The following is a 26226-nucleotide window of genomic DNA, read 5'->3' on the forward strand; positions in this document are numbered from 1 at the left end:
CTTCGTCTCCGCCGCACGTGCGCCCCGGCCATCAGGGACAGCACGTGACGATGGCGCCCAGGTCATCGAAATCGTCGCCAGCTGGGAGAAGCGCGACCCAAGGTTGCAACCGCTGTCGATTGGGCTAATAGGGACATCGGGACGATTTCGATGTGGTGGGACACGCCGAAGTCGGGGGCTCGAGGGGTCGGGCCTTTTCGATAAAGGGTTGGGGTGGGTTATGAACCAGGGGCCAAATCCGAAGGGCCGCGAAGCCCTTGCGCTGTTCGCGGACGAACTGAGTGCACTTCGCTATCTCGAAGGTCTGTTGTGGCCGAACGGCGTGTGCTGTCCCCGCTGCGGGCCGGGCGGCAAGGTCGGCAAGCTGAATGGCGCGACGACCCGCATCGGCACCTACAAATGCTATGTCTGCCGGAAGGCTTTTTCTGTCCTACATGGAACTCTGATGAGTTCCAGCCACGTACCTGCCCATAAATGGCTGCAGGCCATCTATCTCACCGAGGGCGGAACCAGGCCGATGCGGCCGTTTCACCTGCATCAGATCCTGAACGTATCGTTCAAGACGGCATCGGCGATGCTGCGTCGCATCGGCGAGGCGGCGGCCCAGCTTCAATACCAGGCTGCTCCGCCCAGGCAGCAGGCTTCGGTTCGCAGTGCCGCCTCGACGGGCGATCGACGACAGCCGGCAATGCCGCCGTCACCTGCCCCGTCCTCCCTGCCATCGTCTCCCCCGCCGTTGCCTGCGCCCTTGCCTGCGCCGTCGCCTGCGCTGCCGGGCGGGACCGTGCGGGCCAATGTCGCCACCGTGCGCGGGGTTCGGGCCCAAGTCGCCGCTCTGTGAGCCTGCCTTCGCAGCCGCGCGAGGGCCCGGATCGGGCGCTCAGTGGCAGGAGCTTCCGCAGCGTCGGATTGCGCAGGTGAAGGCCGGCCCAGGTCATGATGCGCCCGGAACGAATGCGTGCGACGGATGTGTGCGACGAATGTGCGCGGCATTCCGCAGAGGATGGCGGAGACCGGCACGACGATCCCGGGGACCGGCGCCGAACTCGGCGCGATTGAGGATTGTCTCGGAAAGAAGTCGCCCTTAGCCTCCCCGCGTGACCTCGACGTTTATATGGGAAGTTCGGCTGGCAAGGCTTCGACGAGCTGGCATGGCAGCAGCCGGCCCTGGCGGCCGCGGCCGCCGACTCGCCGGCCCGCACCTGGCGCCGGGCGAGCCAGTCGCTCTCGGCGGCCCGGAAAGCGCGGCGCAGGAGCGACCCGATGAATGAACGCGTCTGCCTGTCTCCCTTCTGCGGCGCGCGAACCACCAAGCCCGTCCTTCGCTGCCCGGCGTGCGGACGCCCGGTCTTCGGGCGCGACGAGATCGCCCGGCGCGGACGGCACGTGATGCTTCTCGGCCTCATCCTCGTGGGCGTCATCGGCGGCCTCGTCTTGTCCTGGTCCAGCCTGCTTCCGTCGGCGGCGGGCACGCCCACGCCGGGGTTTCGAGGCACGGGCTTCGAAGCCCGCACGCTGCTGTTCGGCTTCGCCGCCCTGATCCTGACCGGCGTCAGCTTCACAGCGAGTGGCGCCTTGATGATCGCAGGCCGTTCGAGCCGCACCACGACGCGTGCGGGGATCCTTTCGTTCGCCGCTGCGGTCGCAGCGATCGCGATCGTCCTCATCAGCGCCAGCGGGCGTTAGGTCTTCTTCACGAGGAGACATGGAACAGGTGCTTACCGGATCCTGTCATTGCGGCGCTGCTCACTGGACGCTCACGGGCGACCCGGGATCGATAACGGCTTGCAACTGCACCCTGTGTCGACGCTACGGCGCGCTGTGGGCGTACGACTATGAAGGCGGGCGCATCCGGCTCCATGGAAAGACGAGCACCTATCGTCGTGCCGGCAAGTCGAACCCCGCCCTCGAAATCCACTTCTGCCCCGTCTGTGCGGGCGTGCTCTGCTGGCGCGGGCTGAGACTCGAGGATGACGGTCGCCGCCGCATGGCGGTCAATCTCCGGCTCGCGCCGCCGGACGCGGTAGCGGACCTGCCCATCGACCGGTTCGACGGGCTCGATACCTTCGACGATCTGCCGCCAAGCGGCCGTTGCGTTCGCGACCTGTGGTTCTGACGACGCCGATTGCAGACGTCGCGAAGAGCGGAACGACAATCGTCAGCACGATCGTGATGCCGGGCGTTGGCTGGACGTCGACAACGCGAGCAGGCCGTCGGCAACGCTGCTTGCATACCGTCATGCAAGTACCGAAGCGTCCTTCTCTCTCGCTCCGCGGACGAGACTCACTCGTTGTGATCGCTACATGACAGATGCAGTCCGAATCGATCGGTGCTGCCGGTGCGTGGGAGAATAGCGACCCAGGATTACTACCGGCACTGATCGCGCTATAAGGATGCCAGACGACTTTGATGTGGTGGGATACGTCGAGGTCGAGGGTCCGAGGGGTCGGGCTCTTCGAGAAGATTGGGGTTGGGGTCATGAACGAGGGGCCGGACTATAAAGCTCGCGAAGCGCTTGCGGTGTTCGCCGACGAACTGAGCGCACATCGTTATCTCGAAGGTCTGCTGTGGCCCGACGGCGTGAGCTGTCCACGCTGCGGCAAAGCCGGCAAGGTCGGCAGGCTGAATGGCGCGACGACCCGCGTCGGCACCTACAAATGCTACGTCTGCCGCAAGGCATTCTCCGGCCTGCACGGCACGCTGATGAGTTCCAGCCACGTGCCTGCCCACAAATGGCTGCAAGCCATCTATCTCACCGAAGGCGGAGCCAAGCCGATACGGCCGTTCCATCTGCATCAGATTCTGAACGTATCGTTCAAGACGGCATCGGCGATGCTGCGCCGTATCGGCGAGGCGGCGGCCCAGCTTCAATACCAGACGCCTCGGCCGAAGCAGACGGCGCCGGCTCCGAAACCTGCGCCGGCGGCTGCCCTGCGGCGGCCGGGCCTTCCGTCGTCGCCGTCTCCCCGCCCGTCTCGCGCGCCGACCAGGAGAGATGCCCGGCCCGAGGTCGAGACCGTTCGCGGCGTTCCGGTTCGGCTCGGCTCCGACACCTTGTGATCCAACACCCTGCGATCCGACATCCTGTGATCCGACCACCTTGCGAGAAGGCGAAGGCTCGGTAGGCAAGCTGCAGGTCGCTCAAGGTACGCGAGCCGAGGTCTGCAAATAACGCTGGGTCGGCAAAGGCCTGTGACGATCTCGTGTACAGCGGGGGAAACCGGGGGTGCAGCGATTGCGCCCGCCGCGAAAGTCGATCTAGTTACGGGATGCCTTCCGCCGCCCTCCTGCTCCTGATCAACACCAACGCCTTGTTGCTGATCGGCGGTGCGTTTGCCCTCTTCGCGCTGGTCGCCTACTTCGAGGCAAGGCGCTGACTTCTCCGGCAGGTCCGATTGCGGCCCGAAGCTATGCGCCTTTGAAGGCTGAACCGGGAATCGAAGCTGGCTAGCCTTTCCCGAGTGCGGGCGACGCGCCGCCCGCGCGGGAGGGCGCCGATGAAGTTCTGCTTTCCGCCGGGCATTCTGTTTCCTTCGCCGCCGCTGACGAAACGACTGCAGGGCCAGATCTTCTTCAAGATCGGCAAGTTCGCAGAAGACCACGTTGCCGACGACTACCAGAAGTTCACCGGCCGCAAGGACTGGTACCCCAAGCCGATCACTGCGGACGACTTCAGGGACGGCAGCCAGCAGCTCAGCGCAAAGACGATCTACTTCTCCTATCTCGTCGACAAGAATCCGGGCGTCGACAAGGCGAAGCTGGAAAAGCTGATGAACGATCGCGCCATTGCCGGACCGGACGGGCAGATCGTCTACATTCCCGATTTCATGAGCGAGAAGTCGCCGGCGACAAACCGCTTCTACGAAGTGAAGCCCGGCATCTCGAACGAGACGAACGACGCGGGCGAAACCAAGATCGCGTCGGTCCGCGCGCTGATGCAGGATGTCGACCTTCCCTACAAGCCCGGCTCGGGGTTCAGGCCCAAGGGCCGGCACGAACTCCACAAGCAGAACATATTCATCCCGGGAATGATGTTCTTCCCCATCCCGGTCACGGTCACCTTCGAGTACCAGCGGCACGACAAGATCGAAGGTCTGGTCGTCTATTCCTTCTGCATCGACGCCGACTTCAAGAAGACCTTCCTGACGACGGCGCTGATCGTCGCCATCGTCGCCGTCATCGTCCTGGCCATCCTGTTTCCCGAACTGCTCAAGGAAATCCCGCTGCCGCCCTGGTTCCCGAAGCCGGCCAGCGCACCGGGGTTCGGCTTCGTTCCCTCCTCCTCGAACGTGCAGCAGTTCAGGAACGTGCTGGCCTCCTATCCGGCGCCGAAGATGGTTCCCGACATGCGCGCCCGCGCATTGACGGGCTCCGTCGGCGCCAATGGCCGCAACGCGCACGACGACGTACAGATCGTGCAATTCCTTCTGAATGCCTGGCAGGGCCTCGCGGGAAGTCCGCTCCTCGTGCTCGACGGCATCGCCGGCCCCCTGACGCGCGGCGCGATCACGGCGGTGCAGCAGGTCGCGGGCCTGAAGGTCGTCGACGGCCGGGTCGATCCTGGCGGGCCCACGCTCGAGGTGCTGGGCAAGCTCGGCGCCATCGGGATCGCAACGGCATTGCGGGACACGCCCCGCTCGCCTTACGTGATGCGCAATCTCCATCCTCCCCTGATGGAGGCGGACCTCCTGTCGATGTTCTGGGCCTCGCTCGCCAACAGAGGCCGGGCCTGATCGCGAGGTTGGCTCTTTACTGTTCCGGTAGAATTTTGGCAGGAACGGGCGGCCCCGTTGTCGTCGCGCCTTGCAGAGGGATCGAATGAAGGTTCTTGCCCCCTTGTCCGCCCTGCTGGTCGTGCTCGCCGGCTTTTCCGCTTCGGCGCAGACAGACGCCGCCATCTGCGGCGGCATCGGCGAGCCTGCCGACGCGCTCGTCGTTGCAAAGGTGGCGGCGCGCGAGGGTGGCCGCGCGACCTTCCTGCGCAACGGCGATGCCGCGGCGCCCGCCTGCCCGGCCGATACGGCGGCGTGCCGGCAGAAGGCCTATGTCGTCGACGGCGACCTGCTGATCGTGGGCAAGAGCCTGCGCGACTTCGTTTGCGCGACCTATATCAGCGCCAAGGGCTTCGGCCATTCGGGCTGGCTGCCGAAGAATGCCGTGGCGACGATCGCACCGCAGGACTCGATCGCCCGCGAGAAGTGGATCGGCCGCTGGCAGGCCCCCGAGCAGACCATCACTGTTTGCCCCGGTCCGACGACGGACACGCTGGCGATCTCTGGCGAAGCGACGTATGGCGCCCGCGACCCGGATCGCGTCAAGCGCGGCGCGGTCAATGTCGGCGAGTTCGAGGTGACGGCGCACATCCCGGGCGATGCGTTCGCCTTCACGCCGTCGGACGGCAAGGCCGTCCCCTACGATCCCAAGTCCGACGAGTGCGGCGTGCGGTTGCGCCTGCAGGGCGAGTACCTGATCGCGATGGACAATCGGAAGTGCGGCGGCCTGAATGTCACTTTCTCCGGCGTCTATCGCAGGGATACGAAGCCGCGCCCCTGACGCGCTGTCTCGCCGGCGCCGGTCCGCCGTCGATGGAGGAAGGTGCCCAATGCCCGATCTCGTCCTCACCACCTTCGACTGGGTTCCCGAAATGCCGCGCGGCTTCGTGCGCGACATCCGCGTGCGCTGGGCGCTGGAAGAGGCAGCGCTGCCCTATCGCGTCGAGAGCGTGCCGTTTCGCGACCGGGGTGCCGAGCACTTCGCACATCAGCCGTTCGGGCAGGTGCCGTGGCTGGTCGACGGCGATCTTTCGATCTTCGAGAGCGGCGCGATCCTGCTGCACCTCGGCGAACGGAGCGACGCCCTGCTGCCGGCCGACCAGCAAGGCCGCAACGAGGCGAAGGAATGGCTGTTCGCGGCGCTGAACTCGGTCGAGATGGCGGCGCTGCCCTGGGGGCTGCTCGCCTTCATGAACCACACCGACGACACGCCGGCCTGGAAGTTCCTCGACGGCTTCCTCACGGCGCGGCTGACGCGCATGGAGCCGGTGCTGGCCAGGCGCGAATGGCTGGCCGGCTCGTTCTCCGTCGCCGACATCGCGATGGCCGACGTGCTGCGGCTGGTCGACCGCTTTGGCGGGCTGGCCGACTATCCCGCCGCCCGCGCCTATGCCGCGCGCGCCACGTCCCGCCCGGCCTTCGCAAAGGCACATGCGGACCAGATGGCACACTTCGCGGCGGCCGACTGATCCGAACGACTGATGTGAATCGGAGATCGGGAAGAGAGAGGGCCCGTCCACCCTGACGGGCCTCTCCTACACTACCGTCCGGCCGCCCCAAACGGCCAGGACCATTCTGTAGGAGCCCTTTGTGATTGGCCTGAGGTACCTTTGTGATCACTTTGTGTTGGCCGGTATGCCGGACAATTCCGACCCGCCAGGAATGGGTCGGCGAACCCCCGTAGGTCTGCCAATGCCCGGGGATGGTTCTGTGGAGATTGGGGACAAGTCGATGCCGCTTCGTTCCCCGCGAGGGCGCCCCTAGAGGGGCGACCACTTGGGATTGGCGTCCTTGTCGTACAGCCCGAAGTACGGTCCGAACGGGCCTTCGTTGGTCTTCCACGGTTCGTCGAACATCTCGAACCAGTAGGTGTCGAAGGCCCGGCCCAGGGAGTTGCCGCCCAAAACCCATTTCTTCGTGACGTTGTAGTTCAGGCGCTCCGAGGCGACCGTGGTGTTCCACTCGGGCTTGCCGGCGCTCGGCCAGCCGATCTCCGCAATCACCACCTGCCTGCCGAGGTTCACGACCTGGCTCAGCCCGTTGTTCCAGGACCATTGCATGTTGGGGTCGATGTTACCGGGATCGGGATGCTGTCCCGCCGCGAAGGACCACCACGGATAGACCGTGAGGTACACGGCCGCGTCGCACTTGGTGACGATTTTCTGCCACTGCGTACCGCCCGGATCGACCAGGACAGTGCCGCTGAAGCAGGTCGTCACGCGATAGTTGAGATTGGGATGGAAGGACCGCAGGCCCTGCGCATAGTCCATGGCATGGAAGATATGGTCGGGCGTGCAGGGCCCCGCCTCCTGGCGATTCACCTCGTTGCCCACGACCAGATCGAAGGCGAGCTGCGACGGGCCGTAGGTGCGTTGCGCTTCGTTGGCCTGGGCCAGCGCCACATCGATCCTGGCTTTCGTCTGGTCGAGCTGGTTGCCGTACGCCCACACGCCCAAGCCGACGTTCAGGCCGTACTTGCGCGCCTTCAACATGTTCCACTGGTCGGGGGGATTGACGCCGTAGGTGCGGACATTCCTGAAGCCGAGGCTCGCGATGATCCGCATGTCCTGATCGACGGTATCGGCCGTCGGATTCGTGACGCGCCTCGGAGAATAGCAGACGCCAAAATAGGCCATGGAACGTCCCCACCCGGTTGTTTCCACCAGTGGAAACACTAGGAAAGGCTGCATCGTCCGGTCAATCTTCATAGCCGCATAGGTGGCGACGTTTCGGGGTCACATGACGCGGCTATGCGCCGGTTCGGCGAACCGCCGGCCTGTCCCCTTCCAGTTCCCTGGGCCGCAGCGCGACGAAGGCGAACAGCCCCGCGACGAGGAACGCCGCGACCACCATGAAGGCGATTCCCCAGGCCATCGGCGACGCACCGCCTGCGAGATCGAGCGTCCATCCGACGATCAGCGGTCCGACGAAGCCGCCGGCATAGCCCAGGGTCGAATGCACCGCGAGCGTGGCGCCGCGGCGCGCGGGCTCGGCATTGCCGGCCGCGCCCGCCGTCAACGACGAGGAGTCGAGCCACACGATCATGCCGTAGGCGATCAGCAGCACGACGGCGAGCCAGTAGTGCATCGACCCGAGGAAGCCCACGCCGCAGGCGAAGACGATCGACAGCACGAGGGCCGCGATCACCAGACGCCGCCGTCCGAACCGGATCGAGGCTTCGTTGCCGACGATGCTGGTGAGCGTTCCCAGCAAGGCCAGCAGCGTCACGACCAGCGGCGGCGACAGCGTCTCCCCCGCCACGCCCGTGTAGCTCGCGACGAAGGCCAGGAAGGCGACGCCCCAGCCGCGCAGCGCGCTCATCTCCAGCGTGTGCACGCAGTAGACGACGGAATAGGCGAAGGCGTTATGGTTGCGGATCACCGGCCGGAAGTCGAACAGCCCGCCCTGGCTCTTGGGGCGTGGCGACGGCGTGCGCGACGGCACGACCAGCGCGACCGACAGCCAGGCCGCCAGGGCGGTGCCGGCGGAGATGACGAACGCCGAGCGCCAGCCGAACTGACCCGCCAGCACGTCGCCCAGCAGGTAGGAGACCGCGCCCGAAATGCCGATGCTCGCGGCATGGCCGGTGACGGCGCGCGACATCATGCGGGAGTCGACCTGATCGGCGAGCAGCTTCAGCCCCGTCATGTAGGTGCCGGCCCATCCGACGCCGGCCAGTGCGCGCGTCGCGAAGGCCGACCAGAATCCGTCGGCGAACAGGCCGAACAGCAGATGCCCCGCCACGGTACAGCCCACGCCGAAGAGATAGACGCGCTTGGCATCCACCTTGTCGGTGAGCGTCACCAGCACCGGCACGGAGACCATGTAGGTGCCGAAGAAGATGGCGGTGATCCAGCCCGCCTCGCTGTTGGAGAGCTGCCAGAGCTGCATCATCTGCGGCAGCAGCGCCGGCCAGAAACCGGCGCCGAGCTGCACCAGGACCTGCGCGGCGCAGACGACAAGGACGAGGCGGAGGCCGAAGGACGACGTGCTCGAGGGCGGCGGGGCGGACATTGACATCCGTTTGATAGTTCCATATTTATCGAATCATGGAAATCGAAAACGCCGTCGCTGCCCTGGGAGCCCTCGCACAGCGGAGCCGTCTCGAAGTTTTCCGCCTGCTCGTCGAGGCAGGCCGCGACGGCCTGCCGGCCGGCCAGATCGCCGAGCGCCTGAAGATCCCGGCGCCGACCCTTTCCTTTCATCTCTCGCAGCTGCGGCACGCCGGCCTCGTCGAGATGCGCCGCGACGGCCGCTCGCTGATCTACGCCGCCGACTTCGACGGCATGAACGAGTTGATGGGCTTCCTCACCGAGAACTGCTGCACCGGCGAAGCCGCGGGCTGCGGCATGCCGGTCTGCGAGCCCCAACGTGCCTCCATCGTCCGCAAACGCAACAGAGGAGCAACCCGCCAATGAAGCGCCTTCATGTTCACATGGCCGTCGCCGATCTCGACAAGTCGATCCGCTTCTACGCCGCGCTGTTCGCGGCCGAGCCCACCGTGGTCAAGCCGGACTATGCGAAGTGGATGCTCGACGATCCGAGGGTGAACTTCGCCATCTCCACGCACAGCGGCAGCGCGCCGGGCGTCGACCATCTCGGCATCCAGGTCGAGGACGGTGCAGAACTGCAGGAGGTCTACGGCCGGCTCAAGCAGGCCGAGGGGCCGGTGCTGGAGGAAGGCAAGACGACCTGCTGCTATGCCAAGTCGGAGAAGAGCTGGATCTCCGACCCGCAGGGCATCTCGTGGGAAACCTTCCTGACCACCGGCGAGAGCACGGTCTACGGCGAGAGCGCGCCCCTTCCCGGCCGCACCGCCGACAAGCCCGCGCGCGCCTGCTGCGGTTGAGACGGCGATGACCGACCGGACTTACAACATCCTCTTCCTCTGCACCGGCAACTCGGCGCGGAGCGTGCTGGGCGAGGCCATCGTCAATAACTTGGGTGGCGGTCGCTTCAAGGGCTTCAGCGCCGGCAGCCAGCCCAAGGGCCAGGTCCATCCCTACACGCTCGACCTGCTGAAGGGCCTCGGGCTGCCGACCGAGGATCTCTTCTCCAAGAGCTGGGATCTCTATGCCGTCGCCGGCGCGCCGAAGATGGATTTCATCTTCACCGTCTGCGACAGCGCCGCGGGCGAGGCCTGTCCGATATGGCCCGGCCAGCCGATGACGGCGCATTGGGGCATCCCCGATCCCGCCGCCGTCGACGGCAGCGAGATCGAGAAGCGTGCAGCGTTCCGCAACGCCTATGCCGCGCTGGAGAATCGCATCCGGCTGTTCCTCAGCCTGCCGCTCGGCAGTCTCGACCGGATGACGTTGCAGAACCGGCTGAACGCCATCGGCCAGCAAACGCCGTCCTCCGCCGCCGCCTGATGCGCGCCGCTCTCGTCGCCGAAGCCGTCGGCTCGGCGCTGCTGCTCGCCGGCGTCGTGGGGTCGGGCATCATGGCGGAGCGCCTGTCGGGCGGGAACACCGCGCTCGCCCTCCTCGCCAACGCCATCGCGACCGGCGGCGTCCTCTACGCGCTGATCGTGATGTTCGGGCCGGTCTCGGGCGCACACTTCAATCCCGTCGTGACGCTTGCCCTCACCCGTCGCGGCGACAGCGCACCGTCGCGCGCCATACCCTTCCTCGCGGTGCAATTCGTCGGCGCCGTGCTGGGCGTCTGGCTGGCGCACCTCATGTTCGACCTGCCGATCCTGCAGGCCTCGACCAAGGTGCGCACCGGCATCGGCCAATGGACGGCCGAAGCGACGGCGACCTTCGGACTTGTGCTGCTCATCCTGATCGGCGTGCGCCGCAAGCTGGCGGCGCTGCCCGCCGCCGTCGCGGTCTACATCGTCGGCGCCTACTGGTTCACCGCCTCGACTTCGTTCGCCAACCCGGCCGTCACGGTGGCGCGCGCGCTCTCCAACACCTTCGCCGGCATCGCGCCCGGCGATGCGCCGGCGTTCATCCTGGCCCAGACGATCGGCGGGCTGCTGGCGTTGCTGCTCGCGCCAATGCTCGACGAGAAGCCCACGGCATAGGGAAATCCGCAGCCGCAACCCGGCCGACGCAGCGGGCGTTTCACCTCGAGAGGAGACGCTCCATGACTCTCGCGGCGAAGCTCGCGGTTGCGTTCGTTGTCATCGCGACGGTGTCGGTGGCCGACGGCCTCGCGCAGACCGCGCCCCCGGCCCCGGGCCACCAGAACCTTGCGGTCAATCCCATTCCCCCCGAAACGCAGGCGGAGGAAGCAGATCTCGTCCGGTCCCGGATCGAGCGCGCGGGCTATAGCGACGTTGCCGTGCTCGAACGCGACAGCTGGGGGGTGTGGCGGGGCCGCGCCAGGAAGGGCGACACGCCCGTCAATGTCGTCGTCGACAAGGGCGGCCGGATCAAGACGGAGCCGTCGCGCTGACACGCAGCCGCCGGCACGCCCGTACCGCTTCTGCCCGTGCCGCTCCTACTCGTCGTCCCAGGACATCGGGGCTTCCGGCGGCGGCGGTTCCAGCATCGTCATGGTGAACCCCATCGTCGCGACGATCGCGCCCACGGAAAGTACGGTTGCAACCAGCGACGGGCCGAGCTCGCGATGCAGTACCCTCATCCACATCCAGAAGATGCCGCCGATCAGGATCAGCGGAATCCCAACCATGACAAGTGTAGGTACTGCCGACATCTCGGCTCTATATCGCACATATACTGCAGCCTTCAATGCGGCAAATGCGACTGCTTCGCAACCATGAAGATTGACCGGCCCAGGCGGACGGTCCGGGCGCCCGCTCCGGCGTCAGTGACCGCGGCGATTGCCGTGAAACATCAGCGCCATGAGGCCGATGCCCAGCGCCAGGGTCGCGATGACGCCCAGCGCCATGGCGATGAACCCGGAATTGCTCACCTGGGCAGGCCCGACACCGGCGGTCTGCCAGCCGATCACGCTGAAGGCGACGGCGAGCGCCAGAAGCACGAGGAGGACGGTGACGATCCCCCACGTCCCTGCATTCCGGAAAGCCATGCGCTTCTCCTTCTTGCACCCGTAAGGCAAAGCGCGAGGGGACATAAGGTTCCCGACGAGGGCAAATTAGCCCGTGTAGGCATATTCGAGCTTCATGCCGTCGGGGTCCGCGACAAACACCGAATAATAGGTCGGGCCGTATTGCGGATAATCGGCGGGCGGATCGAGGATCGTCGCGCCGGCCGATTTCATGAGCGCATGGAACGCGTCGACCGATGCGCGGCTGTCGGCCGTCCAGGCGACATGATGCAGGCCCGCCGAATAGCGGTCGTGCGGCCGCTCGGAACGGGCGGGCCTCAGCGCCAGCGCGCAGACGTAGCGGCCTGCCGGTTCGAGATGCCAGACGATCACGGTGTCGTCGGCCTTCACGCAGCGGTAGCCGAGGAACTGGAGCAGCGGCGTGTAGAAAGCCTGCGACGCGCCGAGATCGCGCACCGTCACGTCGAGATGATGGAACGAGCCCTTCAAGCCGCCCTCCCCTGCAATCGTCGGCACCGCCGGACGGGTAACGTGCGACGGCCCGGGCGCGTTGCCGGGAGGAAGCCGTGCGCTGCCGTCAGCGCGGCGCCAGGGTGCCGATCAGGTCGTTAGCGACCTTGGCCATGCCCATGGCGGCGGCGAAGTTGAACTGGCTGATGGCCACGAACACGCCCACGCCGCGCGTCGGTGCGAAGGCGGTGTAGGTGAAGATGCCCTGCAGCCCGCCCGCCTTCTGCAGGATCAGCGGCTGGTCGCCCTTGGGCGCCATCACGATCCAGCCCAGGCCCATCGCGCTGGCATGGCCCGATTCGTCGAGGCCCGCGGCGGGCTTCATGCCGTCGCGCGGCACGTAGGCGGCATGGTCGATCAACCGGACCTCCGCGCCGTCGGGCGAGAAGCGGTCGAGATGCCAGGCGAGCCAGCGCAGGATGTCGTTGGGCGTCGAGTAGAGGCTGCTGGCGCCGACCATGACATCGGTCGCACGGACATCGGGCAGCGGCGAGCCGTCGAAATTGTGGCCCTGCATCAGGCGGGCCGCATCGCCGGGACGCAGGGTGAACAGCGTGTCCTTGAGGCCGGCCGGATCGAGCACGGTTTCCTTGAGCAGCGCGTCGTACGGCTTGTTCGCCGCGTTGGCCAGCGCGGCGGCCAGCATGTCGAAGGCGAAGTTGGAATAGAGGAAGCCGGTCGCCGGCGCGAACACCAGCGGGTCGGACTGCAGGCCGAGGATATAGGCCTCGCGCGTCAGCGTACTGAACGGATCGGCGGCAGACCCTTCCTTGCGCTCGACCTCGCGCGGCAGGCCGGAACTGTGGGTAGCCAGGTCGATCAGGCGGATCTGCTTGCCGTCCTTCTCCGGCACCTTGACGCTCCAGCCGATGCGGTCCTGCAGGCGGTCGGTGAAGCGGACATTGCCGCGCGCCACCTGTGCGGCGAACACCTGGCCGGTGAAGGCCTTGGTGATCGAGCCGATGCGCATCATCGTGTTGCCGTCGGGTGCCTTGCCGGAGCCCTTCGAAGTCTCGCCGAAGCCGAACACCGCGGTCTGGCCGTCGCGTATCGCGCCGATCACCAGCGCCGGCACCTTGCTGTCGAGGAAGAGCACCTGTCCGGTGAAGCCCACCGTCTCCTCGAGAAGCTTGTCGGACGCACGCGAAGGTGTCGCGGCAAGCAGCGCCGCTGCGGCCGAGAGCGCGAGCAGCGCTCCCCGCCGGGAATACGATGATGTCATCCGCAGTTCCCCCTCGCCCGCTCAATTGCTTCAGTCGTTCGCTCACTCGCTCGCGCGGGCGCGCTGCCCGCCCAGGACATATTGCTGTCCCTCTTCCTTCGAGACCTGACCGACGTCGACGGCGCCCCCCGCCCGCACATAGGCGATCAGGAACCGCATCTCGCCCGGCCACAGGCTGACATAGTGCCGGCCGGCGCTGTTGTTGTCGGTGGCGCGCACGTCGTAGGTGCCGGGCGCCAGCTCGACGCGGTACCAGGTGCTGTTGGCCAGCGTGCCGAGCTGGCGCGGGCCGATGCTGACGGTAAGCGGCGGCGCGCCGCTGTTCGGCCGGTCGACATTGGCGATGTAGAGCGCGGCCATGCCCTGCGAGGGCGCCTCGAACCGCTTGCCCTGCGCGTCGTAGTTCGGATCGGCCACGGGCACGCCCGGCGGGGCACAGGCGGCGAGGAGCAGGAGAAATCCGACCAGCACTGAAACGCCCGCTGAAACACGACGCATATACGATCCTTCCCCCGCCTGGACACACGCCCCCGCCTCGTCGGGCCGGGGAGCCTTCGCCGCCATCATGGCAAGCCGGAAGGGAGCACAGCAAGCCTCGACGCACGGAAGCGGACACGCTACCCGTTGTCCGAGGATCCCATCCGATCATGAGTCTGCCCCGCCGTCCCGTCGCCGTCGTCTTCGACATGGACGGTCTGCTGTTCGATACCGAGACGCTCTACCAGGAAGCGGGCGCGCTGGCGGCGCGCGACTTCACCTGCGAACTGACGCCCGAGGTCTTCCGAAGCCTGATCGGCCTGCCCTGGGCCGCGAGCGCGCGGTTGCTTCTCGACCATTTCGGTCCGTCGTTCGACGTCGACGGCTTCGCGCACTCCTGGCGCGGGCACTTCGCCACTATCGTCGAGACGCGCCTGCCGCTGAAGCCGGGTGTCGTCGAGCTGCTCGACTGCCTCGACGCCCACGAGCTGCCGCGCGCCATCGCGACTTCCTCCTCGTACAAGACGGCGCAACACCATCTCGCCTTCCACAATCTCGCGGGGCGCTTCCACCATGTCGTGGCGAGCGGCGACTATGCCGCCGGCAAGCCTGCGCCCGATCCCTATCTCATGGCCGCAAAGCGGATGGGCGCCGAGCCCGGCCTCTGCCTGGCGCTGGAGGATTCCTACAACGGCGTCCGCTCCGCCTCGGCGGCCGGCATGATGACGATCATGGTGCCCGACCTGCTCGACCCCACCGACGAGATCAGGGGCCTCTGCACCCTGATCGCGAACGATCTGCACGTGGTCCGCGGCCTGCTTCCGTGAGGCGCCTCTAGCGCGGGGTCGGAGCACGTCTCGAAGGATGGACGACGGGCACTGGTTCGTTGCCCCTGCCCGTGTCCACCCTTCGAGCGGCCCTGGACGCCCCCCAACCGAAACGCGGGCTGACGCAGAGCAGCAGGATAACGACCGCGACGGCGAAGCCGGCTTCGCGGTGGTGCGCAAACCAGTCGGCGAGCAGCGGCTCGCGCAGGATCATCGAATAGGCGGTCCAGCCCAGCACGGCCGCGCCCAGCAGAACGACCGACGGGAAGCGGTCGACCAGCCAGATCACGAGCTGGCTGCCCCACACCACGATGGGTACGCTGATTGCCAGCCCCAGCACGACCAGCAGCGCATGGCCGTCGGCCACGCCGGCGATGGCCAGCGCATTGTCGACGCCCATCACGGCGTCGGCCAGGATGATGGTGCGCAGTGCGCCGGCGAAGGTCGTCGCCGACACCTTGACGGCAGGACTCGAAGGCGTGGTCGGCGCGGGCTTCACGAGCTTGCGCGCGATCCAGACCAGCGCGAGGCCGCCCACGAGCATGAAGCCCGGCACGCCCAGGATATAGACGACCAGCACCGCCATGACGGCGCGCACCACGATGGCGCCCAAGGTGCCGAAGACAATTGCCTTGCGCTGCGTGTCCTTCGGCAGGCCGCGCGCCACGAGCCCGATGATCAGCGCATTGTCGCCCGCCAGCACGAGGTCCATGAGCACGATCGCCGCCAGCGACGACAGCGACTGCATGGTGAACAGGTCGTGCTCCATCAGTCGTGTCCGCTGCGGCTGCTGTGGAAGATCAGCGCCATCAGGCCGACACCCAGCGCCACGGTGGCGACGATGCCGATGGTCATGGCGGTATAGCCGGCGGACGTCATCGAATTCCCCGGATGGTCGCCGCCCATGCCCCAGCCGACGTAGAGGAAGGCCACCGAGAACACGAGGATCACCAGCAGGACCGAAATCACGATCCACATCCCGGCGCGGCTCGACTTGTAGGACTGCTCTGCCATGGCGGCCTCCTCTGGGCATCGACAACCCATCGGTAGCACCGCCAGGAACGCCTGCTTTGCGTGCGCGCAAAGTCGCGTGCGGCGTTATGACGGCGCCTGCATGACGAGCAGGCCGTGTTCCGTCAGTCGCGTCCGCTGCGATGACTGTAGAAAAGCAGGGCCATCAGGCCGACGCCCAGCACCACGGTGGCGATGATGCCCATGGTCATGGCGGTATAGCCCGATGCCGTTACCGCGTTGTCGGGATGATCGCCGCCCATTCCCCAGCCGACATAGAGCATCGCCAGCGAGAACACGAGGATCACCAACAGAGCCACGATCACGGCCCACGCCCCGACGCGATTCGGCTTGGGCGGTTTGTCTGTCATGGCAACTCCTCTCGGTTTCGATGCCGATCGGTAGCATCCCCGGCCCGTCACGCATTGCGCCAGCTCAAAATGCGGATACGGAGTGGTCATGACGACGCAAGATAGGTCGGCCTGAATTCGCCGAGCTTCTGCAGGCCCGCCCGGTCGAGGATGGTGATCTCGTGGCCGTCGACGGCGATCAGGCCGCCGGCCTTCAACTCCGCCATCATGCGATTGACGTGCGGGCCGCTGAGAGCGACCACGTCGCCAATCCCCTCCTGAGACAAGGGCATTTCGAACGTCGTTTCGGTCGCCAGGCCGACGGCCTGCAGGCGCGTCAGCAGTTCGAGCAGGAAATGCGCCAGCCGCGGCAAAGGTTCGCGCCGGCCGGCGCCGATGATGTGTTCGGCATAGATCGACGCTTCGCGCGCAGCGAACCAGACCAGCGCCGTCGCGATGTTCGCACGCTGCAGGCAGAGCGCGGTGAAGGCATCGAGCGGCACGTGGCTCAATGTCATGCGGTCCACCGCCGCGACGGAGAAGACGGCGTGCTCGTAGAAGCAGGCGGGAAAGCCGATGATGTCGCCCGGCAGCACCACGTTCACGATCTGCCGCTTGCCGCTGCCCAGCAGCTTGTAGCGGATGGCGATGCCTTCCTCGACGATATGCAGCGCCTTGTACTCGTAGCCCTCGACGATGATGTCTTTCGCCTTCTTGGCGACGGCGCGGCGACTGAGCAGCTGTCCGAGCGCCGTCAGGTCTTCGTCGCCGAGCCGGATCGAGCGATCGAGCCGCGCGACGAAGGGGTGGTTGCGGATGGGGGTCATGGTGGCGCGGACTATAGCATCGTGCCGGCGGCCCATCCTTCGAGACGGCGCTTGGCGGCGCCTCAGGATGAGGCGCAAGTGCACAGCCCTCGTCCAGGGGCGCGTCGCGTAGCGGTGCGTCTCGAAGGACCTGTCCTGAGCGAAGCCGAAGGATGGGCCTCAGGAAAGCCCGTCGAGCACTTGCCTGAAGTTGGTGCGGCAGGTGAAGCCCAGCACCCTTGCCGCCTTCGACGAATCGTAGACGCGGTCCACGGTGTCGAACATCGTCCAGCCGCGCGCATCGTAGCGCTGGCGATAGTCGGGGAAGTAGCGCGCGACGACCGACGGCGCGTCGGCGATCAGCGCGCGGCAATCCTCGCGGCGGAACGGGGTCAACGCCGAGACGATGAAGGTGTCGAAGCCGATGTCCTTCGCCTTGGCCAGCGCCACGACATGCGCTTCGGCGGCATCCTCGACCGAGAGGCGGCGGAACAGGAATTCGTTGGCCTTGGTGTTCTCGCCGGACTGGGCGATGGCGTGCGCCATGTCGTCTTCCTCGGGGAAGAAGCGCGAGGTGCGCAGCACCAGCACCGGCAGCCTGTGCAGGTGGTTGAACAGCCGGCACAGCTCCTCGGCCGCGAGCTTGGTGACGCCGTAGATGTTGCGCGGTTTCAGCGGTGTCATGGTCTCGTCGATCCACACCGCCTCCTTCGCCCCGCCCGCCTTTCCGTCGCGGATTTCCTGCGAGATCATCAGCGAGGTGGTCGAGGTGAAGACGAAGCGGTCCACTTTGGAGCCGGGCGCCACCGCCTCCTCCAGGAGGTTCAGCGTGCCCTGCACGTTCACCGCCACGAACTCCGAATTGTCGTGCGTCTCGATATGCGGCTTGTGGCGCGCGGCGGCATGGACGATGGCCTCGATGCCCTCGCTTTGGATGAGGCGATGGACCAGCGCGCGGTCGACGACCGAGCCCACGACCGATGTCGTCGGCCCCGCTTCGGGGTCGAGCCCGATCACTTTGTGCCCGTCGCGCACGAGCCTGGGCACCAGGGTCTGGCCGAGCCAGCCCGACGAGCCCGTTACGAGAATGTTCACTGCTGTCCCGCTTCCTTGAGGCCCGCTTCCTGTAGCGCCAGATCCTGCCGTTCGGCCAGCGCGTCGACGTCGAAGCCCTCGATCATGCCCTCGAAAAGCTGGTGCCAGTTGATCGAGGCGCGCAGGTGGATGAACACCGAACCGAGGCCGATGGCGGCGCGGTCCATGAACACGAACTCGCGCGGCGGCCGCACGCCGCCCATCTTGCGCAGCTCGCCGAACACGTTCTGCGCCATCTCGCGGCCGTAGCCTTCCGCCATGCCTTCGGTGAGGCGGCGCGGCCGGTCGTCCATCAGCGGCCCGTAGAGGAAGGCGGCCCAGCGGTTCAACACCTGGATCATCTCGCGGCTGAGGCCGGTGAAGCCCCAGTCCTCGTAAGCCGCGACGGCGCGCGCCTCGTCGTCGGTCATCAGCGCGCGATAGAGCTCGATGGAGCCGCGCACGAACCGCGGCGGGAAGATGCGCACGCAGCCGAAGTCCATGAGATTCACGGAACCATCGGGCCGCACCGAATAGTTGCCGAGGTGCGGATCGCCGTGGATGACGCCGTAGTAGTAGAACGGCACATACCAGGCGCGGAACATGGCGATGGCCAGCGCATCCCGTTCCTCCTGCGAACGGGTCTTCCAGTTGAGCAGCGGCTCGCCGTCGAGCCAGCCCATCGTGAGCAGCCGGTCGGTCGAATGCGAGGCGACGACCTCGGGCACATGGACCTGCGGCTCGTCGCGCAGCATGTGGCGATAGAGCGCGACGTGGCGGGCCTCGCGGCGATAGTCCAGCTCCTCGCGCAGCCGCGAGGTGATCTCGGCATGGATCTCGTCGGTGCGGATCGCGGGATCGAAGCGCTGGCCCACGGCGAAGACCAGCTTGAGCTGGTTCAAGTCGGCTTCCAGTGCCGAGGCCATGTCGGGATACTGCAGCTTGGCCGCGACCGGCGTGCCGTCCTTCAAGGTGGCGCGATGCACCTGGCCGAGCGAGGCGGCGAACGACGCCTCCTTGGCGAAGCTGCCAAACTTCGCCTGCCAGTCGGGACCGAGTTCGCTCGCCATGCGCCGGCGCACGAAGGCCCAGCCCATGGCGGGCGCATTGGCCTGCAACTGCGACAGCTCGCGGGCATATTCCGGCGGCAGCGCATCGGGGATGGTGGCGAGCAATTGCGCGGCCTTCATCAGCGGGCCCTTGAGGCCGCCAAGGGCTGCCTTCAGTTCGCCGGCATGCTTGTCGCGGTCGAGCCCGAAGCCGAGATAGCGCTGTCCCGCCAGCTTGACCGCCAGCCCGCCCACCGACGTGCCGACCTTGGCATAGCGGCCGAGCCGCCCGCCGAGGGAGTCGGATTCATCGGCCATGGAGGCCTCTTGTCATCGCGCGCGGGGCAACCCCGCGCTGGAGCGCAGCGAAGGATCTCATGCCGGCTGCCCCACCGATAGCGGGCGGCAATGAGGTCCTTCGCTTACGCTCAGGACGACAGGAACGATCACAGCTTCTCGAGTTCATCGACGAAGCCGGAGATGACGCCCAGCCCCTTGTCCCAGAAGGCGGGGTCCGAAGCGTCGAGGCCGAAGGGGGCCAGCAGCTCCTTGTGCCGCTTCACGCCACCCGCTTTCAGCATGTCGAGATACTTCGCCTGGAAGCCCTCGGGCTTGGCCTGGTAGGCGGCATAGAGCGAGTTCACCAGGCAGTCGCCGAAGGCGTAGGCGTAGACATAGAACGGCGAATGGATGAAGTGGCCGATATAGGACCAGTAGTATTTGTACTCGTCGTCGAAGGTGAAGGCCGGTCCCAGGCTCTCCTGCTGCACCGCCATCCAGATCTCGCCGATCGCATCGGGCGTCAGCTCGCCCTCGCGCCGCGCCATGTGCAGGCGCGATTCGAAATCGTAGAAGGCGATCTGGCGGACCACCGTGTTCAGCATGTCCTCGACCTTGCCGGCCAGCATCGCCTTGCGCGTGGCCTTGTCTGGCGCGGTCTTGAGCAGCGACTGGAAGGTCAGCATCTCGCCGAACACCGACGCCGTTTCTGCCAAGGTCAGCGGCGTGTCGGCCATCAGCGGACCCTGCCCCGCCGCCAGCACCTGATGCACGCCATGGCCCAGCTCGTGGGCGAGGGTCATCACGTCCCGCACCTTGCCCTGGTAGTTCAGCAGCAGATAGGGATGCGCCGACGGCACCGTGGGATGGGCGAAGGCGCCCGGCGACTTGCCGGGCCGCGCCGGCGCGTCGATCCAGCCCGTGCCGAAGAATTTCTGTCCCACGTCGGCCAGCTCGGGCGAGAAGGCGCGATAGGCGTCGAGCACGATCTTCTCGGCCTCCGGCCACGGGATCGTGCGGTCGTCATGCTCGGGCAGCGGCGCGTTGCGGTCCCAATAGGGCATGTTCTCGACGCCGAACCACTTGGCCTTGAGCTTGTAGTAGCGGTGCGCGAGCTTCGGGTAGGCGGCCTTCACCGACTTGGCGAGCGCGTCGACCACCTCGTCCTCGACGACGTTGGCGAGGTTCATCGCCGACTGCGGCCGCGCATACTTGCGCCAGCGGTCGTCGATCTCCTTGTCCTTGGCCAGCGTGTTCGTCACCAGCGAGAAGATCGCGATATTGTCGCCCTGCACCTTGCCGAACGACTTGGCGGCATCCTTGCGGACCTCGGGGTCCTTGCTCGACAGCTTGTCGAGGATCTGCGGCTCGCTCAGCACCTCGTTGCGAAAGGGATAGCGCAGCCGCGCGATGGTCTCGTCGAACAGGCGCGACCAGGCGGCGCGGCCGACGACGTACTTCTCGTGCAACGCCTTTTCGAGTTCGTCGGAGAGCTGGTGCGGGCGATAGACGCGCAGGTCGCGCAGCCACGGCGCATACTTGGCAAGTTCCGGCGCCTTCATCTTGGCCGCGAGGTCGGCGTCTTCGAGCTTGTTGATCTCCAGCCGGAAGAAGACGAGCTGCGCGCCGATGTCGGTCAGCTTCTCCGAGACGTTCTGCGAGAAGCGGCCGCGCTCGGCATCGGCCATGTTCTGGGCATAGTAGAGCGAGGCATAGGAGCCGATGCGGCCCATCAGGTCGGACAGACGCTCGTAGCGCGCGATGGCCCCGCCCAGCCCCTTGCCGTCGAGCGCCGCAATCTTGCCTTCATAATCCTTGGCGAAGGCCGCCGCCTCTTCGGCCGCCCGATTCAGATCGGCGTCGAGATCGGTCCCGGTCGGGCTCGAATAGAGATCGGCGAGGTTCCAGGTCGGCAGATCGCCCAGCACAGCGTTCATTCGGCAAGACTCCTTGATCCCCTCCGATATCGGGGTGCAATGCGGCAACGTCAAGGAACGGGCGCGGTATGACCCCTCCGTCGTCGTATGACGACGACACCTCCCCATCTGAATGGGGAGGCGAAGGCTCCCCTTCCTCCCCATTCAGATGGGGAGGTGTCCGCGCAGCGGACGGAGGGGTCAGGCCTGAAGGCGATTGTAGCTCTTGAACCAATCCACGAAGAGCGGGATGCCCTCTTCCACCGTCACCCTGGGCGACCAGCCGAGGTCGCGGGTGGTGGCGGCGATGTCGGCCGCCGTCTCGCGCATGTCGCCGGCCTCGCCGGGCTTGAGTTCGATATTGGCGGTCTTGCCCAGCGCCTGCTCGAACAGGGAAACGACATAGCGGATGTCCACGCTGCGCGTGGCGCCGAGATTGTAGAGGCGATGCGCGCCGCCCTGCACGCCACCGCCGGGCACATGGTCCAATGCCGCAATCGTGCCGGCCGCGATCTCGTCGATATAGGTGAAGTCGCGCTTGATCCTGCCCATGTGATAGAGCGGGATCGTCTTCCCCTCGTGGATCGCGCGGGCAAAGATGTACGGCGACATGTCGGGCCGGCCCCACGGCCCATAGACCGTGAAGTAGCGCAGGCCGGTCGCGCGCAGGCCGTATTGATGTGCGTAGGCCTCGACCATCAGCTCGTCGGCGCGCTTGGTGGCGGCATAGAGCGATTCGGGATGGTCCACCGGATCCTCGACCGAGAACGGCAGCTTGGAATTGCCGCCATAGACCGAGGAGGACGAAGCATAGACGAAGTGCTTCAGCCGCCCGCCCATCTCGCGCGCCAGCTCCAGCATCACGAGATGACCCATGACGTTGGTCTGCACGTAGACGTAGGGATCGACCTTGGAGTGGCGCACGCCGGGCTGGGCCGCGAGATGCACGATGCGGTCGAAATCGGGATGCGCCGTCGCCAGCGCCGCCAGGGCGTCGCGGTCGGCCACGTCGGTTTCCAGAAAGGTGAAGCCCTCGGTCTCGCGCAGCGGCTTCAGCCGCGCGAACTTCAGCACCGGATCGTAGTAGGGGCTGAAATTGTCGATGCCCACGACTTCCTCGCCGCGCGCCAGAAGACGCCGCGCGACCTGCGAGCCGATGAAGCCCGCGACACCTGTAACGAGGACGGACATGAGTGAGGCGTTGGTAAGCGAAAGAGGTTGAGGAAAGCGGCGGCGGCGGCACGCTTACAACATTTCGCCGCAAGTCGACACCGTGAAACGCCTCGCCGCGAAAGGCCGCAGCGGACAGCGGAAAACGTCTTTATTATCGGCCACCTGCGATGCTGCTTGGCAGTGACAAGTAACTTTCGTTACCGTTCGCCGACAAGAAGTCTGAGACCAAGAATTCAGGGAGGTTGCCATGCCCCAAGCGGTGACCCTGGACGACAAGTACGTTCTGGAAAGCGGTCGCGTCTATCTCACCGGCACGCAGGCCCTGGTGCGCCTGCCGATGATGCAGCGACAGCGCGACCTCGCCGCCGGGCTCAACACGGCAGGCTACATCTCCGGCTATCGCGGCTCGCCGCTCGGCGCCTTCGACCAGGCGCTGTGGCAGGCCAAGAAGTTCATCAAGAAGCACCACATCGAATTCCAGCCCGGCACCAACGAGGATCTGGCGGCGACGGCGCTGTGGGGAACGCAGCAGATCCATCTCTTCCCCGGCGCGCGCTACGACGGCGTGTTCGGCATCTGGTACGGCAAGGGCCCCGGCGTCGACCGCTCCGGCGACGCGCTGAAGCACGCCAACTATGCCGGGACCTCCAAGCATGGCGGCGTGGTGGCGCTGGCGGGCGACGACCATATCGCCAAATCCTCGACGACGGCGCACCAGAGCGAACCGGCGCTGATCGCGGCCGGCATTCCGGTGCTGCATGCGGCATCGGTGCAGGAGTATCTCGACTTCGGCCTGCATGCCTTCGCCATGTCGCGCTACTCCGGCCTCTGGATCGGCTTCAAGGTGCTGAACGAGACGGTCGACTCCTCGGCCTCGGTGCATGTCGATCCGCACCGAATCGTGACGCAGATTCCAACTGACTTCGTGCTGCCGCCCGACGGCCTGCATATCCGCTGGCCCGACGACTGGGCCGGCCAGGAGCGTCGCGTCGTCAACCTCCGCCAGCCGGCGGCGCTGGCCTACTGGCGCGCCAACAAGCTCGACCGGCTGATGATGGGCCGCCCCGATGCGCGCTTCGGCATCGTGACGGTCGGCAAGTCCTATCTCGACGTCCGCCAGGCGCTCGACGAGCTGGGCATCGACGACGCGGAAGCCGAGCGCATCGGGCTCGCCATCTACAAGGTCGGCATGGTCTGGCCGCTGGAGACCGAAGGCGCGATGGCCTTTGCCACCGGCAAACGCGAGATCCTCGTCGTTGAGGAGAAGCAGCCGGTGATCGAGCAGCAGCTCAAGAACGCGCTGTTCAACGCCCCGGCCGACCGCCGCCCCGTCGTCGTCGGCAAGGTCGACGAGCGTGGGCAGAAGCTGCTGAAGCTCGAAGGCGAGCTGTCGCCGGCCGAGATCGCCGCCGTCATCGTGGCGCGCTTCGGCCTCGACGCCTTCGGCGACGCCACGAAGCAGCGCTTCGAGTCGCTGAAGCGCCGCGCCGCTCGCCAAGTGCGCAACGAGGCAGGCCTGGCGCGCGTCCCCTACTTCTGCTCCGGCTGCCCGCACAACAGTTCGACCAAGCTGCCCGACGGCTCGATGGGCATGGCGGGCATCGGCTGCCATACGCTCGCTATCGGCATGGAGCGCAACACCAAGACCTTCACGCACATGGGCGCCGAGGGCGCGTCGTGGGTGGGCGCCAGCCACTTCACCGACATGCCGCACGTCTTCCAGAACCTGGGCGACGGCACCTATTTCCATTCCGGCTATCTGGCACTCCGCCACGCCATCGCGACCAACACCAGCATCACCTACAAGATCCTCTACAACGACGCCGTCGCCATGACCGGCGGCCAGCCGCACGACGGCGACGTGCATCCCTGGACGATCAGCCAGCAGGTCCACGCCGAGGGTGTGCGCCGCATCGCGCTGGTGAGCGACGATCCGCACAAGTACCCGCTGGGCACCAACTGGGCGCCGCATGTCAGCTTCCATCACCGCGACCAGCTCGACGACGTGCAACGCGAGCTTCGCGAATGGAAGGGTGTCTCGGTCCTGATCTACGACCAGACCTGTGCCGCCGAGAAGCGTCGCCGCCGCAAGCGCGGCACCTTCCCCGACCCCAACCGCCGCGTCTTCATCAACGAGGCAGTGTGCGAAGGCTGCGGCGACTGCTCGACGCAATCGAACTGCCTGTCCGTGGTGCCGCAGGAGACCGAGTTCGGCCGCAAGCGCGCCATCGACCAGTCGTCCTGCAACAAGGACTTCTCCTGCCTGAAGGGCTTCTGCCCGTCGTTCGTGACGGTCGAGGGCGGCAGCCTGCGCAAGGGCAAGGTGGCGACGAAGAAGAGCGCCGAGCCGGCACAGGAACCGGCGCTGCCGCCCGCCCCGCCGCTGCCGTCGGTCGAGGCGAAACCCTATGGCGTGCTGATCACCGGCATCGGCGGCACGGGCGTCGTCACCATCGGCGCCATCATGGGCATGGCCGCGCATATCGAAGGCAAGGGCGCGACGGTGCTCGACCAGCTCGGCATGGCGCAGAAAGGCGGCGCGGTGATCAGCCATGTCCGCATCGGCGCCACGCCCGAAGTGCTGCATGCGATGCGGCTCGGCGCCGGTGGCGCCAACCTGCTGCTGGGCTGCGACCTCGTCGTGAGTGCGAGCGCCGACGCGCTGGCGCGGCTGGAGCCCGGCCTGTCGAAGGCCGTGGTCAACACGCACGAGACCATCACCGGCGAATTCACGCGCCGTCCCGACCTCGCCTTCCCGGCCAATACGCTGAAGCTCTCGGTCGAAGCCGCAGCCGGCGCCGATGCCGTGGACTTCCTCGACGCCACCGGCATCGCCACGGGCCTGATGGGCGATTCGATCGCCACCAACATGTTCGTGCTGGGCTATGCCTACCAGAAGGGCCTGGTGCCGCTGGGCCATGCCGCCATCGAGCAGGCCATCGAGCTGAACGGCGCCGCCGTGCCGATGAACCTCGCCGCCTTCCGCTGGGGCCGCCGCGCCGCCGCCGACCGCGCGTCGGTCGAAGCGCTGATTGCGCCAAAGGACAACAACGTCGTGCACCTTGCGCCGCGCCTCTCCACGACGCTGGAAGAGATCGTGGCGGCGCGGACGAAGCACCTCACCGGCTACCAGAACGCAGCCCTTGCCCAGCGCTACGCCGCCCTTGTCGAGAAGGTACGCGTCGCCGAGCAGCTCAAGGGCGGCGGCAAGACCGGCCTCGCCGAAGCCGTGGCGCGCTACTACGCCAAGCTGCTCTCCTACAAGGACGAGTACGAAGTCGCGCGGCTCTACAGCGAAGCCGCGTTCCAGGCGAAGCTCGGCCGGCAGTTCGAGGGCGACTACAAGCTCAAGTTCCACCTCGCGCCGCCGCTGTTCGCCCAGCGCGATCCGCAGACCGGCCACCTGATCAAGCAGGAGTTCGGAAGCTGGATGCTGCCGGCCTTCCGCCTGCTGGCGAAGCTCAAGGGCCTGCGCGGCACCGCCTTCGATCCGTTCGGCCGCACCGAGGAGCGCAAGACGGAACGCCGCCTGATCGCCGACTACGAAAAGCTGGTGGACGAGCTGCTGGCCGGCCTCGTGCCGCAGAACCACGCGCTCGCGATCAGGCTCGCCGCGATCCCCGACGAGATCCGCGGCTACGGCCATATCAAGGACGCCCACCTCGCCAAAGCCAAGCGCAAGGAAGCCGAACTGCTCGCCCAATGGCGCAATCCCGAGGCGATGAAGGCCGCGGCGGAGTAACGCCGTCTACAAGCAGCAACATCAGAAGAGTTGATTTCAG

General features: G+C 66.6%; 29 protein-coding genes. 14 read left to right on the forward strand and 15 right to left on the reverse strand.

Features of this window, described 5'->3' with window-relative positions; translation table 11 throughout:
- The first annotated feature begins 220 nt into the window (after nucleotides 1–220).
- The 7 genes from BN60_RS28905 to BN60_RS13610 all read left to right on the forward strand — a co-directional run bounded on the left by BN60_RS28905 (nucleotide 221) and on the right by BN60_RS13610 (nucleotide 6241).
- Nucleotides 221–841 carry a transposase gene (locus tag BN60_RS28905; RefSeq protein WP_020696617.1) on the forward strand — a complete coding sequence of 207 codons (621 nt, stop codon included), beginning with the start codon at nucleotides 221–223 and terminating at the stop codon, nucleotides 839–841.
- Nucleotides 842–1263: 422 nt separating this feature from the next.
- A complete protein-coding gene (locus BN60_RS13585; protein WP_020696618.1) occupies nucleotides 1264–1686 on the forward strand; it encodes a hypothetical protein in 423 nt (140 codons plus the stop codon).
- Nucleotides 1687–1714: 28 nt separating this feature from the next.
- Nucleotides 1715–2116 carry a GFA family protein gene (locus BN60_RS13590; RefSeq protein ID WP_043285564.1) on the forward strand — a complete coding sequence of 134 codons (402 nt, stop codon included), beginning with the start codon at nucleotides 1715–1717 and terminating at the stop codon, nucleotides 2114–2116.
- Between the two features lie 362 nt (nucleotides 2117–2478).
- Nucleotides 2479–3060 (forward strand): transposase, encoded by a 582-nt coding sequence (locus tag BN60_RS28910; protein ID WP_020696620.1) that lies wholly within the window; start codon nucleotides 2479–2481, stop codon nucleotides 3058–3060.
- Between the two features lie 437 nt (nucleotides 3061–3497).
- Nucleotides 3498–4733 (forward strand): peptidoglycan-binding domain-containing protein, encoded by a 1236-nt coding sequence (locus BN60_RS13600; protein WP_020696622.1) that lies wholly within the window; start codon nucleotides 3498–3500, stop codon nucleotides 4731–4733.
- 85 nt (nucleotides 4734–4818) lie between these two features.
- Complete coding sequence (locus BN60_RS13605; RefSeq protein WP_020696623.1) at nucleotides 4819–5553, forward strand: hypothetical protein; 735 nt, start codon at nucleotides 4819–4821, stop codon at nucleotides 5551–5553.
- A 49-nt stretch (nucleotides 5554–5602) separates the two neighbouring features.
- Nucleotides 5603–6241 carry a glutathione S-transferase family protein gene (locus BN60_RS13610; RefSeq protein WP_020696624.1) on the forward strand — a complete coding sequence of 213 codons (639 nt, stop codon included), beginning with the start codon at nucleotides 5603–5605 and terminating at the stop codon, nucleotides 6239–6241.
- 291 nt (nucleotides 6242–6532) lie between these two features.
- Here BN60_RS13610 and BN60_RS13615 read toward each other — a convergent pair whose 3' ends face one another.
- Nucleotides 6533–7408: a glycosyl hydrolase family 17 protein gene (locus tag BN60_RS13615; RefSeq protein WP_020696625.1), complete on the reverse strand. Its 876-nt coding sequence runs from the start codon at nucleotides 7406–7408 to the stop codon at nucleotides 6533–6535.
- A gap of 112 nt (nucleotides 7409–7520) precedes the next feature.
- Nucleotides 7521–8792, reverse strand: coding sequence for an MFS transporter (locus tag BN60_RS13620; RefSeq protein WP_083856104.1), 1272 nt, complete (start codon nucleotides 8790–8792; stop codon nucleotides 7521–7523).
- A 29-nt stretch (nucleotides 8793–8821) separates the two neighbouring features.
- On the opposite strand from BN60_RS13620, the gene BN60_RS13625 reads away from it, so the two are divergent.
- From BN60_RS13625 to BN60_RS13645, 5 genes are all read left to right on the forward strand, one after another.
- Nucleotides 8822–9190, forward strand: coding sequence for an ArsR/SmtB family transcription factor (locus BN60_RS13625; protein ID WP_020696627.1), 369 nt, complete (start codon nucleotides 8822–8824; stop codon nucleotides 9188–9190).
- Nucleotides 9187–9621, forward strand: a complete 435-nt coding sequence (locus BN60_RS13630; RefSeq protein WP_020696628.1) for an ArsI/CadI family heavy metal resistance metalloenzyme — start codon at nucleotides 9187–9189, stop codon at nucleotides 9619–9621. The genes BN60_RS13625 and BN60_RS13630 overlap by 4 nt, the downstream gene beginning before the upstream one ends.
- 7 nt (nucleotides 9622–9628) lie before the next feature.
- Nucleotides 9629–10144: an arsenate reductase ArsC gene (locus BN60_RS13635; protein WP_020696629.1), complete on the forward strand. Its 516-nt coding sequence runs from the start codon at nucleotides 9629–9631 to the stop codon at nucleotides 10142–10144.
- Entirely contained in the window at nucleotides 10144–10800 is a 657-nt protein-coding gene (locus BN60_RS13640) for an aquaporin (protein ID WP_020696630.1), read from the forward strand. Before BN60_RS13635 ends, BN60_RS13640 begins: the two co-directional genes overlap by 1 nt.
- Before the next feature lie 62 nt (nucleotides 10801–10862).
- Entirely contained in the window at nucleotides 10863–11174 is a 312-nt protein-coding gene (locus BN60_RS13645; RefSeq protein ID WP_020696631.1) for a hypothetical protein, read from the forward strand.
- Nucleotides 11175–11219: 45 nt separating this feature from the next.
- On the opposite strand, the gene BN60_RS13650 is transcribed toward BN60_RS13645, so the two are convergent.
- From BN60_RS13650 to BN60_RS13670, 5 genes are all read right to left on the reverse strand, one after another.
- The gene (locus tag BN60_RS13650; RefSeq protein WP_215905907.1) at nucleotides 11220–11435 is read right to left on the reverse strand and encodes a hypothetical protein; all 216 of its coding nucleotides are present in this window, start codon (nucleotides 11433–11435) and stop codon (nucleotides 11220–11222) included.
- A gap of 111 nt (nucleotides 11436–11546) precedes the next feature.
- Nucleotides 11547–11771, reverse strand: a complete 225-nt coding sequence (locus BN60_RS13655) for a hypothetical protein (protein WP_020696633.1) — start codon at nucleotides 11769–11771, stop codon at nucleotides 11547–11549.
- A gap of 66 nt (nucleotides 11772–11837) precedes the next feature.
- The gene (locus BN60_RS13660; protein WP_020696634.1) at nucleotides 11838–12239 is read right to left on the reverse strand and encodes a VOC family protein; all 402 of its coding nucleotides are present in this window, start codon (nucleotides 12237–12239) and stop codon (nucleotides 11838–11840) included.
- Between the two features lie 88 nt (nucleotides 12240–12327).
- A complete protein-coding gene (ampH, locus tag BN60_RS13665) occupies nucleotides 12328–13482 on the reverse strand; it encodes a D-alanyl-D-alanine-carboxypeptidase/endopeptidase AmpH (protein ID WP_020696635.1) in 1155 nt (384 codons plus the stop codon).
- 42 nt (nucleotides 13483–13524) lie between these two features.
- Complete coding sequence (locus BN60_RS13670) at nucleotides 13525–13980, reverse strand: hypothetical protein (RefSeq protein ID WP_148283416.1); 456 nt, start codon at nucleotides 13978–13980, stop codon at nucleotides 13525–13527.
- A 149-nt stretch (nucleotides 13981–14129) separates the two neighbouring features.
- Between BN60_RS13670 and BN60_RS13675 the strand changes: the two genes are divergently transcribed.
- Nucleotides 14130–14786 (forward strand): HAD family hydrolase, encoded by a 657-nt coding sequence (locus BN60_RS13675; protein ID WP_020696637.1) that lies wholly within the window; start codon nucleotides 14130–14132, stop codon nucleotides 14784–14786.
- Between the two features lie 7 nt (nucleotides 14787–14793).
- Here BN60_RS13675 and BN60_RS13680 read toward each other — a convergent pair whose 3' ends face one another.
- The 8 genes from BN60_RS13680 to BN60_RS13715 form a co-directional block, all read right to left on the reverse strand.
- Nucleotides 14794–15555 carry a TerC family protein gene (locus BN60_RS13680; RefSeq protein WP_020696638.1) on the reverse strand — a complete coding sequence of 254 codons (762 nt, stop codon included), beginning with the start codon at nucleotides 15553–15555 and terminating at the stop codon, nucleotides 14794–14796.
- Nucleotides 15555–15800, reverse strand: a complete 246-nt coding sequence (locus tag BN60_RS13685; RefSeq protein ID WP_020696639.1) for a hypothetical protein — start codon at nucleotides 15798–15800, stop codon at nucleotides 15555–15557. Before BN60_RS13685 ends, BN60_RS13680 begins: the two co-directional genes overlap by 1 nt.
- Before the next feature lie 122 nt (nucleotides 15801–15922).
- The gene (locus BN60_RS13690) at nucleotides 15923–16168 is read right to left on the reverse strand and encodes a hypothetical protein (protein ID WP_020696640.1); all 246 of its coding nucleotides are present in this window, start codon (nucleotides 16166–16168) and stop codon (nucleotides 15923–15925) included.
- Between the two features lie 86 nt (nucleotides 16169–16254).
- Complete coding sequence (locus BN60_RS13695; RefSeq protein WP_020696641.1) at nucleotides 16255–16974, reverse strand: Crp/Fnr family transcriptional regulator; 720 nt, start codon at nucleotides 16972–16974, stop codon at nucleotides 16255–16257.
- Nucleotides 16975–17133: 159 nt separating this feature from the next.
- Entirely contained in the window at nucleotides 17134–18048 is a 915-nt protein-coding gene (locus tag BN60_RS13700) for an NAD-dependent epimerase/dehydratase family protein (RefSeq protein ID WP_020696642.1), read from the reverse strand.
- Nucleotides 18045–19394, reverse strand: coding sequence for an ABC1 kinase family protein (locus BN60_RS13705; protein ID WP_020696643.1), 1350 nt, complete (start codon nucleotides 19392–19394; stop codon nucleotides 18045–18047). The genes BN60_RS13700 and BN60_RS13705 overlap by 4 nt, the downstream gene beginning before the upstream one ends.
- Nucleotides 19395–19522: 128 nt before the next feature.
- Nucleotides 19523–21292: a M3 family oligoendopeptidase gene (locus tag BN60_RS13710; RefSeq protein WP_020696644.1), complete on the reverse strand. Its 1770-nt coding sequence runs from the start codon at nucleotides 21290–21292 to the stop codon at nucleotides 19523–19525.
- A gap of 180 nt (nucleotides 21293–21472) precedes the next feature.
- Nucleotides 21473–22462, reverse strand: a complete 990-nt coding sequence (locus BN60_RS13715) for an NAD-dependent epimerase/dehydratase family protein (protein WP_020696645.1) — start codon at nucleotides 22460–22462, stop codon at nucleotides 21473–21475.
- A 229-nt stretch (nucleotides 22463–22691) separates the two neighbouring features.
- On the opposite strand from BN60_RS13715, the gene BN60_RS13720 reads away from it, so the two are divergent.
- Nucleotides 22692–26186, forward strand: a complete 3495-nt coding sequence (locus BN60_RS13720) for an indolepyruvate ferredoxin oxidoreductase family protein (protein ID WP_020696646.1) — start codon at nucleotides 22692–22694, stop codon at nucleotides 26184–26186.
- Nucleotides 26187–26226 lie beyond the last annotated feature (40 nt).

Source organism: Reyranella massiliensis 521 (assembly GCF_000312425.1).
GTDB classification, from domain to species: domain Bacteria; phylum Pseudomonadota; class Alphaproteobacteria; order Reyranellales; family Reyranellaceae; genus Reyranella; species Reyranella massiliensis.

What these genes read in the sequence shown, in the direction of transcription:
- BN60_RS28905 (WP_020696617.1), top strand. Translation starts at nt 221, where the DNA reads ATGAACCAGGGGCCAAATCCGAAGGGCCGCGAAGCCCTTGCGCTGTTC.
- BN60_RS13585 (WP_020696618.1), top strand. Translation starts at nt 1,264, where the DNA reads ATGAATGAACGCGTCTGCCTGTCTCCCTTCTGCGGCGCGCGAACCACC.
- BN60_RS28910 (WP_020696620.1), top strand. Translation starts at nt 2,479, where the DNA reads ATGAACGAGGGGCCGGACTATAAAGCTCGCGAAGCGCTTGCGGTGTTC.
- BN60_RS13600 (WP_020696622.1), top strand. Translation starts at nt 3,498, where the DNA reads ATGAAGTTCTGCTTTCCGCCGGGCATTCTGTTTCCTTCGCCGCCGCTG.
- BN60_RS13605 (WP_020696623.1), top strand. Translation starts at nt 4,819, where the DNA reads ATGAAGGTTCTTGCCCCCTTGTCCGCCCTGCTGGTCGTGCTCGCCGGC.
- BN60_RS13610 (WP_020696624.1), top strand. Translation starts at nt 5,603, where the DNA reads ATGCCCGATCTCGTCCTCACCACCTTCGACTGGGTTCCCGAAATGCCG.
- BN60_RS13615 (WP_020696625.1), bottom strand. Translation starts at nt 7,408, where the DNA reads ATGGCCTATTTTGGCGTCTGCTATTCTCCGAGGCGCGTCACGAATCCG.
- BN60_RS13620 (WP_083856104.1), bottom strand. Translation starts at nt 8,792, where the DNA reads ATGTCAATGTCCGCCCCGCCGCCCTCGAGCACGTCGTCCTTCGGCCTC.
- BN60_RS13625 (WP_020696627.1), top strand. Translation starts at nt 8,822, where the DNA reads ATGGAAATCGAAAACGCCGTCGCTGCCCTGGGAGCCCTCGCACAGCGG.
- BN60_RS13630 (WP_020696628.1), top strand. Translation starts at nt 9,187, where the DNA reads ATGAAGCGCCTTCATGTTCACATGGCCGTCGCCGATCTCGACAAGTCG.
- BN60_RS13635 (WP_020696629.1), top strand. Translation starts at nt 9,629, where the DNA reads ATGACCGACCGGACTTACAACATCCTCTTCCTCTGCACCGGCAACTCG.
- BN60_RS13640 (WP_020696630.1), top strand. Translation starts at nt 10,144, where the DNA reads ATGCGCGCCGCTCTCGTCGCCGAAGCCGTCGGCTCGGCGCTGCTGCTC.
- BN60_RS13645 (WP_020696631.1), top strand. Translation starts at nt 10,863, where the DNA reads ATGACTCTCGCGGCGAAGCTCGCGGTTGCGTTCGTTGTCATCGCGACG.
- BN60_RS13650 (WP_215905907.1), bottom strand. Translation starts at nt 11,435, where the DNA reads ATGTCGGCAGTACCTACACTTGTCATGGTTGGGATTCCGCTGATCCTG.
- BN60_RS13655 (WP_020696633.1), bottom strand. Translation starts at nt 11,771, where the DNA reads ATGGCTTTCCGGAATGCAGGGACGTGGGGGATCGTCACCGTCCTCCTC.
- ampH (WP_020696635.1), bottom strand. Translation starts at nt 13,482, where the DNA reads ATGACATCATCGTATTCCCGGCGGGGAGCGCTGCTCGCGCTCTCGGCC.
- BN60_RS13670 (WP_148283416.1), bottom strand. Translation starts at nt 13,980, where the DNA reads ATGCGTCGTGTTTCAGCGGGCGTTTCAGTGCTGGTCGGATTTCTCCTG.
- BN60_RS13675 (WP_020696637.1), top strand. Translation starts at nt 14,130, where the DNA reads ATGAGTCTGCCCCGCCGTCCCGTCGCCGTCGTCTTCGACATGGACGGT.
- BN60_RS13680 (WP_020696638.1), bottom strand. Translation starts at nt 15,555, where the DNA reads ATGGAGCACGACCTGTTCACCATGCAGTCGCTGTCGTCGCTGGCGGCG.
- BN60_RS13685 (WP_020696639.1), bottom strand. Translation starts at nt 15,800, where the DNA reads ATGGCAGAGCAGTCCTACAAGTCGAGCCGCGCCGGGATGTGGATCGTG.
- BN60_RS13690 (WP_020696640.1), bottom strand. Translation starts at nt 16,168, where the DNA reads ATGACAGACAAACCGCCCAAGCCGAATCGCGTCGGGGCGTGGGCCGTG.
- BN60_RS13695 (WP_020696641.1), bottom strand. Translation starts at nt 16,974, where the DNA reads ATGACCCCCATCCGCAACCACCCCTTCGTCGCGCGGCTCGATCGCTCG.
- BN60_RS13705 (WP_020696643.1), bottom strand. Translation starts at nt 19,394, where the DNA reads ATGGCCGATGAATCCGACTCCCTCGGCGGGCGGCTCGGCCGCTATGCC.
- BN60_RS13710 (WP_020696644.1), bottom strand. Translation starts at nt 21,292, where the DNA reads ATGAACGCTGTGCTGGGCGATCTGCCGACCTGGAACCTCGCCGATCTC.
- BN60_RS13715 (WP_020696645.1), bottom strand. Translation starts at nt 22,462, where the DNA reads ATGTCCGTCCTCGTTACAGGTGTCGCGGGCTTCATCGGCTCGCAGGTC.
- BN60_RS13720 (WP_020696646.1), top strand. Translation starts at nt 22,692, where the DNA reads ATGCCCCAAGCGGTGACCCTGGACGACAAGTACGTTCTGGAAAGCGGT.